This is a genomic window from Desulfovibrio sp. 1214_IL3152, assembly GCF_036763055.1.
GTDB lineage: Bacteria > Desulfobacterota > Desulfovibrionia > Desulfovibrionales > Desulfovibrionaceae > Desulfovibrio.
The window spans coordinates 1-1,628 of sequence record NZ_JBAIYW010000417.1 but is presented as its reverse complement, the minus strand read 5'-3'; the positions used below and the strand labels follow the sequence as shown (position 1 = coordinate 1,628).

General features: G+C 60.8%; 2 protein-coding genes. Both read left to right on the top strand.

The window, feature by feature from the left end; genetic code table 11:
* Positions 1-970, top strand: a 970-nt coding sequence (gene purD, locus V6C07_RS08860; RefSeq protein ID WP_333536041.1) for a phosphoribosylamine--glycine ligase, incomplete at its 5' end; no start/stop codon positions are given.
* Positions 971-1,392: 422 nt separating this feature from the next.
* Positions 1,393-1,628: AIR carboxylase family protein (locus V6C07_RS08855; RefSeq protein WP_333536040.1), on the top strand; the 236-nt coding region annotated here is incomplete at its 3' end.

Below are 1,628 nucleotides of genomic sequence, written 5' to 3'. Positions count from 1 at the left end.
TGCCAAGGAAATCATGGCTCGCGCCAAGGTTCCCACTGCGCAGAGCGCCGTGTTCAGTGATGTGGAGATGGCGAGAAACCATGTGGTAAAGGTGGGCGGTCCCCTGGTGGTCAAGGCCGACGGCCTGGCCGCGGGCAAGGGCGTCATCATGGCAGCCGACTCCCAGGAGGCCCTGCAGGCCGTCAATGACATCATGAGCGCCCGCGCCTTTGGCGCTGCCGGTGATCTTGTGGTGCTTGAGGAATGCCTTGTGGGCGAAGAGGCTTCTTTTCTCTGCCTGTGCGATGGCGAACGTGCCGTTCCCCTGCCTTCGGCCCAGGACCACAAGCGTGTTTTCGACAATGACGAAGGCCCCAATACCGGCGGCATGGGCGCATACAGCCCGGCCCCCATCCTGCCCGACCACATGCTTGAAGAAATGGCCGACCTCACCGTGCGGCCCATTCTGCGTGAGCTTGCCAAAGACGGTCACCCCTTTGTGGGCGTGCTTTATGCCGGGCTTATGATGACCGCGGACGGACCCAAAGTGCTGGAATACAATGTGCGCTTCGGTGACCCGGAGTGTCAGCCCATGCTCATGCGCCTTGAGGGCGACCTGCCCCGCATCATGCTCGACTGCGTGGAAGGCAGGCTCGACCCTGCAAGCATCGGGCAGAGCGATAAAACGGCCCTCGGCGTGGTTATGACGGCCAAGGGCTATCCGGGCGCGTATTCCAAGGGACTTGCCATCAAGGATATTGACGAGGCCGACAGTCTGCCCGGCGTCAAGGTTTTCCACAGCGGCACGACCCTGAAGGATAACGTGCTGGTGTCCAGCGGCGGGCGCGTACTTTGCGTCACGGCCCTGGGGGACGACCTTGCGGACGCGAAAAAAGCCGCCTATGCCGCTGTGGAAAAAGTGCGCATGACCGACGCCTTTTACCGCACAGACATCGGGCAGAAGGGCATCAACCGTCTTAAGGCAGAGTAGCTTTTTTAAGGCAGAGCAGGTTTGAGGACGGACATCCTCAAAGCTTGCTTCGGCGGGTAAGGTCGCAAACACTGCTCCACGCCTTTGCGGCGGGCGTCTGCTCACGCAGTCGCCAGAGCGCTTTTAACGTGAAATGCTCTAAAGCCGTGAAGTCGCCAGGGCATAAACGCTCTTCAGCGCTGTCCTGCGGGCTTTGGCTGAAGACGGCAGTGCTGTTTGTCCGCGCGGCTGCGCGCCGTGATGAACGTTTTGAAACCTTGAGAGTGCATGCTCTCAACACTACCACGCTCCAGCGGCGGAAAACGGCTTTGCACACCGGGCAACGTGTCCGGCGTTGCGCGCAGCCATGCGAAAACAAACAGGGTCGCGCGAAAACGCCGTGGGCGCTTGTCCGGTGCGGGGCAGCAAGGAGAGGACAGATCATGGCTCAAGTGGTAATATTGATGGGTTCCCAGTCTGATGAAGACAAGGTCAGCCCCTGTGTTGAAGTGCTGAAAAGCCTGGGCATAAGCTGCGTTATCACGGTCAGCTCCGCCCACCGCACCCCTGAACGCACGGAAAAACTCATAAGCGAACACGAAGCCGCCGGTGCGCAGGTCTTTATCTGTGCCGCCGGTATGGCCGCGCATCTGGCCGGAGCCGTGGCGGCGCGCACCAC